This is a genomic window from Candidatus Dadabacteria bacterium, from assembly GCA_026705445.1.
Taxonomy (GTDB): Bacteria; Desulfobacterota_D; UBA1144; order Nemesobacterales; family Nemesobacteraceae; genus Nemesobacter.
In genome coordinates, this window is the sequence record JAPPAR010000044.1 from 1 (window position 1) to 7,651 (window position 7,651).

Below are 7,651 nucleotides of genomic sequence, written 5' to 3' on the forward strand. Positions count from 1 at the left end.
AATGGGGAATTGTCCTCAATCTTGAGCCGCAAACTAATTTTTAGAAGTGCCCTTAACAGGCACAATAATGCCCTTATAAAGTGCGGAGGGGCGTTATGCACGCTGTTATAAAAACCGGCGGAAAGCAGTATATAGTCAAGCCGGGTGACGTTATAGATAGTGTCTGTCAGAAAAGGTCTAACTTGTTGAAATAAAATATTGTCGATTTTCCTTGGTGAAGATTCTCCATATGTGGTAGAATTATACTCAAATTATCAACATATTGAGCCATTTCAAAAAATCTTCGGAGAATTCACCATGAGAAAGATAATGAACCTTCAGCCTGAGTTCTGGGGAGTGCCGATTGAGAAGATACGCTTTGATATCAAGTCACGCGACGATATTCCTGCAATACTGATAGGTCTGCACCACATTTACGTCAATATCGAGACAAGGGAGAAGTTGTTTTCACTGCTTGAAGAGAAGTTTCTTCCCGAAGTCAGCCTTCACACAGGCCGTCCGGGAATGGACGCGTAGAGAGTGGTGGTGCTCGGGGCAATGAAGCAGGGACTTGGCTGTGACTATGATCGACTTCATCACCTTGCTAACAATGATATGCTGCTTCGCCAGATGCTGGGTCACGGTGGTTACGGGGATGAGTACAAGTACGAACTTCAGACAATAATAGACAACGTGTCGCTGCTGAGTGGGGAGCTGTTAAAGGAGATAAACTCCATAGTGGACACGCCGTCTCAAAAAAAAGTTTGGAGAAGGATTGCAAGGTCGGTGTGATTCGTTTCCCGTCAAGACCGACGTGGAATATCCGACTGATGTGGGCTTGAGCTGGGACGCGGTGAGGTGTCTTGTCAGGGAGTGCGGGGAGGCGGCAAAGGCTAACTGAGTTGATGGCTGGCGTCAGCACAGGCATCTGACCGGCAAGATAGAGAAGCTTTACAATCTGGTAAGAACGAAGAAGAGAAGAGATAGGAATCCGGGCAGTCTGCAAAAGTATCTCGGTGTATGCGAGGAGATGGTAAGGCGTGCGGACAATCTTTTATGCGAGCTTGTGGCTGCAGGGGCGCCCGCGTGGCGGTTTGAGAGGATAAGCCGTTATAAAGCGCACGCAATACGTCAGGTTGACCAGATACGCAGGCGTATTGTGTATGGGGAAGTTATACCGCAGGAGGAGAAGGTGTTCTCGGTGTTTGAGCCCCATACGTGCTGGATAGCGAAGGGGAAGGCGGGAGTGGTGGTGGAATTTGGAGTTCCTGTGTGCATAGTGGAGGACCAGTACCAGTTCATTCTTAATCACAGGGTGATGTGGGAAGAGAGCGATGTGGATGTGTGCGTACCGATTATAGAGGAAACCACACAGATGTATACGGAGTTTAAGGCATGCAGTTTTGATCAGGGGTTCTACAGTCCGAAGAACAGCAAGAGGCTTGACGAGGTGCTGGAGGGGAATTATATGCCGAAGAAGGGGAAGCTTGGGAAAGAGGACAGGAAGAGGCAGGAGGCTGAGGATTTCATAGAAGCCAGGAAGCAGCATCCCGCTGTGGAGTCTGCGATAAACGGGTTGAATCACGAGGGGTGTGACAAGGTAAGGGTTCACGGGAAGGAGGGGTTTGCGAGGAGCGTGGCTTTATCTGTGCTTGCGGCTAATATCCATCGCCTTGGGGTGCTTGTGAGAAACAGGGAGAGGGAGAAGGAGCGAAAGAGGCTCAAGCCGGGTTTCCTTGTAGCTGCTTAAGCAGCTTGGTAACAGAAAGGATGAGGTGTTTGGCAGGAGGTAAGTGGAGAGGTTTGTTAGAATATCGGAGAAAGTGGATGATTTAGTTGTGTTGTAAGGCATTCGGGTTTTGGAAGGAGTCAGAACCCTGATGCCGTCTGGAATTCTGTCGGAAAATCGACGGGAGAAGGGGTTTTCTGACAGACACTAGCTAGCTGAAGAAAAATCAAGAGGTGTTTTCGTGAGCGGAAAATCAAAAATAGCTGTAACGATGGGAGATCCCAACGGGATAGGCCCGGAGGTCTGCATAAGGGCTTTTTACGACGGTTTTTTCGAGGATATATACGATATCTTGTTTGTCGGAAGCGAACCGGTGCTCCAGAGGGCTAACGGCGAGTTCGGAAAAGGCGGTCCCCTGTCGATTATAGACCCCACGGATTTTACGCTCGGGGATATTGAAGAAGGGGTGAGATCCGAAAAAGCGGGCAGGGCGTCTATTGCGTGTATAGAAAAGGCAGTGGCCATGGCTCTCTCAGGCGAGGTTAAGGCTATTGTCACGGCTCCGATAAGCAAAAGATCCATCCATATGGCCGGCTCCACCTATCCAGGGCACACGGAAATGCTCATGGATCTTACCGGTTCAGAAAACGTAGTAATGCTTTTTGAGGGAACGAGGTTCCGTGTAGCGCCCGTGACGATACATGTTCCCCTTCGCGAAGTCCCGGACATGATTACGGAAGAAAGCGTTTACGTGACCGTTTCCATATCCGCTCAGGAACTCAGAAAAAGATTCGGTGTCAAAGATCCGAAGATAGTCGTCTGCGGGCTAAACCCGCACGCAGGAGAGTCGGGATCTTTCGGCAATGAGGAGCAAGAGCATATAATTCCGGCTCTTGAGAGGGCGAGAGCCGAAGGGATATCCGTCGAGGGCCCCCTTCCCGCGGACACCCTTTTCTACGACGCTCTTCGCGGCAAATGGGACCTTGTGGTCGCCATGTACCACGACCAGGGCTTCGTGCCCTTCAAGATGCTTTCTTTCGATACCGGGGTTAACGTAACTCTGGGACTGCCTATACTGCGAACCTCTCCTGACCATGGAACCGCTTTTGACATAGCGTGGAAGGGCGCTGCGCGCCCCGAGAGCATGATTCAGGCAGTAAAAGTAGCCATGGAGATATGCGACGTAAGGTAGTAAAGTGCTTAAGCGGCCATATTAACAAACGGGCATTTCTAAAAATTGATTCGCGGCTCAAGATTGCGGACAACTTCCCATTTTTCCCTTTCAACCAAGGGGGTTTTCTTCATGCGAAGCTGCTTTTTGTCCCATTTTCCGCTCCTCAGAAGCAATTTTCTCCCTTATCTCCGGCTTATCCCCCGCTCACCGCTTCTTCAAGATAAACCAGCCGCCGCATGCTGTACGCCAGGTTCTTAAGTCCTATGCACGCCCCGGCTCTCACAACACCTATGCTTCTTAAAAGTCTCCCGCCCATGTCGTTGCTCCGCGCCCCGAACACATGCTCGACCCTCACCCCCGCCACCGAGCAGATACTGTTTGCATGCTTCGCCCATCTCCCAAGCGTCTTGTTCTCAGAACCCTTGCGGTTAATATGGCTCCCGTATCCTTTCTCCTTAAGCTTCTTCTCCGTTTCCCTTGAACTGTAAGCGCTGTCGGCCCACACCCCTTCGCCGCCGTTATCCTCATCCAGCATCTCTTCAAGCACCCGGCTGTCACGCACGGAAGCGTCGGTCACCCCGCAACCTCTTGTAAGCTTGTTCCTTGCGTCCACGTTCACATGGTTCTTGCAGCCGCAACACCTCTCTCCGGGAACTTCTCCCTTCTTTATTCTCTCGTTCTCATCCCTCGCGTTTCTCCGCTTCGGCGTCGACACTGTCGCAGCGTCTGTTACCCGGCCGACACTATGGAGACTACCTCTCCCCTTATGTTAAATATCGGACCTCCGCTCATCCCCTTGCCGGTCGGCAGTGCGTGAGATATTCTTCTTGGTAATATCCTTGGAGGATCTTCGTATCCGCTTTCCAGCTTGAGCGCGGGCCCTGCAGTAACTGTCCAAGCACCGAGACCTCTTGATTTTTCCCTGTCCTGACCTATTGCCATCAGAACCTCGTTTCTCCCGGGCCTTTGGTCGGCAATCTTCATAGGCACGGCATCAACATTCTCTTCAAGTTCAAGCACTGCCAGATCGTTTGGCACATGCTTATAGACTACTTTTACTTTTGCTTCTATGGTTTCGCCGTCAAAAGTGTTCAGGCAGATAATTTGGAATCTCTCGATATCCTCGATATTGTGTGCGGCGGTAACGACATACTTTGGGGCTATGAGCCAGCCCGTGCCACGAACAAGCGGGGCCTCGACTAGTTCCGTGCAATTGGTGGCCTTCTCTTTGAATTCCATTTCGAATACCGAACGGCTTACCTTTCTTGCGATATCGTAATAATCTTCTGAGAGTTCCGTGGGAAATACAGGATTACCGTAATCGCGGGAGAAGTCGCTTATGAATACTTCCGGATAATAATCTTCTCTTGCATACTCTCCCTGCGCGCTTGCCTGGGAAGTAAGGGTAAGATCGCATTCAAGCTCGGGTGGAGTATCTACTCTCTCACCAGTTACGCCAGTTACGCAGGAAACCAATCCCATAACAGCAAGTACGAAAAACGCCGGGAGAAATCTTCTATCTAACATGGTCCGTAATTATCAAGAGCGTACCCTTGCTCCGCACACATTTTCTAAGGATTACAGTTGACAGAAGCACAGTGTATCCCCCCCGTCAAATTACAGGGTGGCTGTGTGTGTGGATACAAAACAATGCCGGAGGAAGGAAAAGCGCCCTCAGAAGGATACCGAAGCGAGATGGACGAACAAGCGCGGGACAAGTTACTGGATATGAAGTAATCGCGGAGGCGGGATAACAGACGCTTCCACGGTTAAAGTTACTGTTACGCGTGACTGCTTACTTCATACATCTTCATTCAGGATTGTCTCTTTCTTTCGGCGGCTGCCCGGCCGTCATTCAGTCTGGCTGGTGCCCTTCAGTGTAAACGGATTCCCACACCCTCAAGAAGCTTATTGCACCCCTTCAGACTGTTTCATCATGCTTCTCCGCGCCTGCTCCCTGTAGTTTAGCGCCGGCTCCAGAGTGGGGTTCAGGGAAAGGGCATGCTCGAAGCTCCCAAGGGCTTCTTCTACCCTGCCGGCCTTAAAGAGCGCGACGCCTATTTGCAAATGTATGTCCGCGTTCTCTGGTTCAATCCGCTCAAGTGCCCTGTAACGCTCAAGCGCGTCCTCATAATGTTCCTGGTCCAGAAGCAGCCTTGCTAGACTGTTTAAGGCCTCTTTGAAATTCGGCCATGCCCGCAAGGCACTTTCATAATGCTGTTCGGCCTCTTGGTGACGGCCCAGTTCGCTCAGCGCCTCGCCTGTCATGTAATGCAGGGTTGGGACTATCGGAAGACGGGGCCCAAGCTCAAGGGCGCGTTCCAAGCTCAAAACCGCTTCCGCGTAACGGTCCAGCTGGTAGAGAGAATCTCCCATGCCCGCGTAGGCCAGCGCGAAAGCCGGATCCGCGTCGACCGCATCCCGGTACCACTTGAGCGATTCCTCGTAAAGCTTGCGCTCCCGCAGATCCTCCGCCCGGAAAAAAACAATGCTCGCGTCACCCGAACCTCCTCCCCCCGCGCGCCTTTCACGGTTTCGTGCGGAATCAGGCGAAACCATTTCCCGTGACGCCTGACCAATGAGGTGATGCAGGGTGGAAGCTATCGGAAGACGGGGCCCAAGCTCAAGGGCGCGCTCCATGCTTGAAATCGCCTCCGCGTTGCTTCCCAGCTGGTAGAGAGAATCTCCCATGCCCGCGTAGGCCAGCGCGAAAGCCGGATCCGCGTCGACCGCATCCCGGTACCACTTGAGCGATTCCTCGTAAAGCTTGCGCTCCCGCAGATCCTCCGCCCGGAAAAAAACGGCCGTCGGGTCGGGCGGTTTCATCTGCATGCCCAGTTCCGCGCCGAGATCGAAGTGTCTGTCCGCCTCGCCGTCGCGCCCCATTTTCCGATACCCCTGCCCCAGAAGCGCGTGAGCCTTCGGCACCACCAAAGGCGCGGGCCCGAGTTCAAGTGCCTTTTTAAGACTCGAGACCGCCTCCGGGTACTTGCCGAGAGCAAGAAGCACGGATCCGACGCCCAGGTGATTCAGGGGTTCGCCGGGTTCCAGGGCGGCGATGGCGCGATACCATTTAAGCGACTCATCGTAACGCTCCTGTCCCTTGAGCGCCTCTCCCAGATTCCGGACGGCTTTCGGGTTGAGCGGAAAAATCTCCAGGGAACTACGGGTATGCACTTCCGCTTCCTCGAATTCGCCGAGGCGGACCAGCGCCATGCCAAGATTCTGATGGGCCACCCACGAATCGGGGTTAAGGGAAATGACATGCCTGAACAGAGAAACTTCGTTTCTGTAGACTTCTGACTGATTCCAGGCGGCGAGACCGAGCAAAGCGATTACAAGCAGTCCGGCTATCCCCGCCCCGCGCGACGCGGCGGGGATATTCTGGGCCGCCCGCACGGCAGCGGCCGTGAAAAAGACAATCACTCCGATACCGGCAAGGTACTGATAGCGGTCCGCCACAAACGAGAGCCCCATGTAGCTGTAGTCGACAAATCCAAGCGTCGGAGACAGCGTGACCGCGAAAAAAAGCGCGCACGCCATCGGGCCCCGCCCGATCCGGAAACGCAGCGTCCACAGCGCAAAGACAACTGCGAGTGCCCCTGCGAAGTAAAGCCACCCGGAAGGGTCCGTCGGATCAATCTCCCAGTGAGGGTATATCACCGCGAGGTCCGTCGGCCAAAGAAGCTTTTCAAGATAAAACCACAGGGCCCGCGAGGCGATGAGCAGACGCTCGTAAGCTGAGTAGTCGAAGGGAACGGCCGCATTGGTCTTGTAGAACCATGTGTCAAATCCCGTGACCCCGAGGCCAAGCAGAAAAAACGGCGCCGCCCGCACCAGGTCCACGGGAGTGACGCGGCCGTTTCTCCACCACTGAAAAATGAGAAGCGCAGCCGGCAAGGTGACCGCGATCGACTTGCAGAACAGCGCGGCCCCGAACAGCGCGAGCGCCGCCGCGTACCGCCTGAAGCGAGGCGCCTCGGTAAAGCGTATCCACATAAAGAAGGCACCGAGATAGAACAGGGCCGAAAGCAGGTCCTTTCTCGAAATTATCCACACGACAGACTCCACGTGCAGGGGATGCACGGCGAACACCGCCGCGGCGAACCACGCGCCGGAAACCCCCATGCGCAGAAGCAGACGCCACAAAAGCGCGGTGTTTGCGAAGTGAAGCAGGAGATTTAGGGCGTGATAGCCCAGAGGGTTGAAGCCCCAGAGCTTGTGCTCCAGCCAGAAAGTCGTGTAGAGAAGCGGCCAGTAGTGACCCTCCACCGCGTCTCCCTGCAGATAGGCGCTTGAGGGATTGAACCATATCTGCCAGATCCCGCTCCAGCTCGATACGGCGTCAAGTTTCATCAGTAGGAAGTCATCCCATACAAACTCCCCCCAAAGAGCCGGCAGGTAACTCCCAATCGCAAGCAATCCGAGAACAAGCAGCAAAGACGCGTCGCCGCGCAAACCGGGGGCTAGGGTAAAAAGTCCGGCTGAGACACCGACTGTTCTTTCCCCGCCATTTTTCGTCATGGGGCAACAAGCATACCCGGTGCACAACACCTTATAAAAAGGGAAAAATCCCCACACCATGATCCCGTACATGCGAGTGGATTTTGAGGTTAACACCCCCCACGCCCCGAACACGCGCCCAACCGCCGCTCTCACCCGGATGAAGTCCTGTTCGCACGCTTAGTCCGCGTCCCAAGCGGACTGTTCCGGCAACCCTTGCGGTTCACATGGCTTCTGTATCCCTTCTCCTGAAGTTTTTTCTCCAT

7 protein-coding genes are annotated in these 7,651 nt (G+C 53.8%); 4 read left to right on the forward strand and 3 right to left on the reverse strand.

Annotated features, from left to right (window positions below; genetic code table 11):
- Positions 1–297 precede the first annotated feature (297 nt).
- From OXG75_08260 to pdxA, 4 genes are all read left to right on the forward strand, one after another.
- Positions 298–516 carry a hypothetical protein gene (locus OXG75_08260; GenBank protein ID MCY3625961.1) on the forward strand — a complete coding sequence of 73 codons (219 nt, stop codon included), beginning with the start codon at positions 298–300 and terminating at the stop codon, positions 514–516.
- Between the two features lie 21 nt (positions 517–537).
- On the forward strand, positions 538–771 hold the full coding sequence (locus OXG75_08265) for a hypothetical protein (protein MCY3625962.1): 234 nt from the start codon (positions 538–540) through the stop codon (positions 769–771).
- Positions 772–1,009: 238 nt separating this feature from the next.
- A complete protein-coding gene (locus OXG75_08270) occupies positions 1,010–1,729 on the forward strand; it encodes a hypothetical protein (protein ID MCY3625963.1) in 720 nt (239 codons plus the stop codon).
- 220 nt (positions 1,730–1,949) lie between these two features.
- Entirely contained in the window at positions 1,950–2,900 is a 951-nt protein-coding gene (gene pdxA, locus OXG75_08275; GenBank protein ID MCY3625964.1) for a 4-hydroxythreonine-4-phosphate dehydrogenase PdxA, read from the forward strand.
- Positions 2,901–3,075: 175 nt separating this feature from the next.
- On the opposite strand, the gene OXG75_08280 is transcribed toward pdxA, so the two are convergent.
- From OXG75_08280 to OXG75_08290, 3 genes are all read right to left on the reverse strand, one after another.
- Complete coding sequence (locus tag OXG75_08280) at positions 3,076–3,597, reverse strand: transposase (protein ID MCY3625965.1); 522 nt, start codon at positions 3,595–3,597, stop codon at positions 3,076–3,078.
- Between the two features lie 14 nt (positions 3,598–3,611).
- Entirely contained in the window at positions 3,612–4,409 is a 798-nt protein-coding gene (locus tag OXG75_08285) for a serine protease (protein ID MCY3625966.1), read from the reverse strand.
- 381 nt (positions 4,410–4,790) lie between these two features.
- Positions 4,791–7,406 (reverse strand): tetratricopeptide repeat protein, encoded by a 2,616-nt coding sequence (locus OXG75_08290; protein MCY3625967.1) that lies wholly within the window; start codon positions 7,404–7,406, stop codon positions 4,791–4,793.
- Positions 7,407–7,651: the final 245 nt, after the last annotated feature.

Coding starts and splice junctions, on each gene's coding strand:
- OXG75_08290 (MCY3625967.1), bottom strand. CDS start 7,406: ATGACGAAAAATGGCGGGGAAAGAACAGTCGGTGTCTCAGCCGGACTT.
- OXG75_08270 (MCY3625963.1), top strand. CDS start 1,010: ATGGTAAGGCGTGCGGACAATCTTTTATGCGAGCTTGTGGCTGCAGGG.
- OXG75_08260 (MCY3625961.1), top strand. CDS start 298: ATGAGAAAGATAATGAACCTTCAGCCTGAGTTCTGGGGAGTGCCGATT.
- OXG75_08265 (MCY3625962.1), top strand. CDS start 538: ATGAAGCAGGGACTTGGCTGTGACTATGATCGACTTCATCACCTTGCT.
- OXG75_08285 (MCY3625966.1), bottom strand. CDS start 4,409: ATGTTAGATAGAAGATTTCTCCCGGCGTTTTTCGTACTTGCTGTTATG.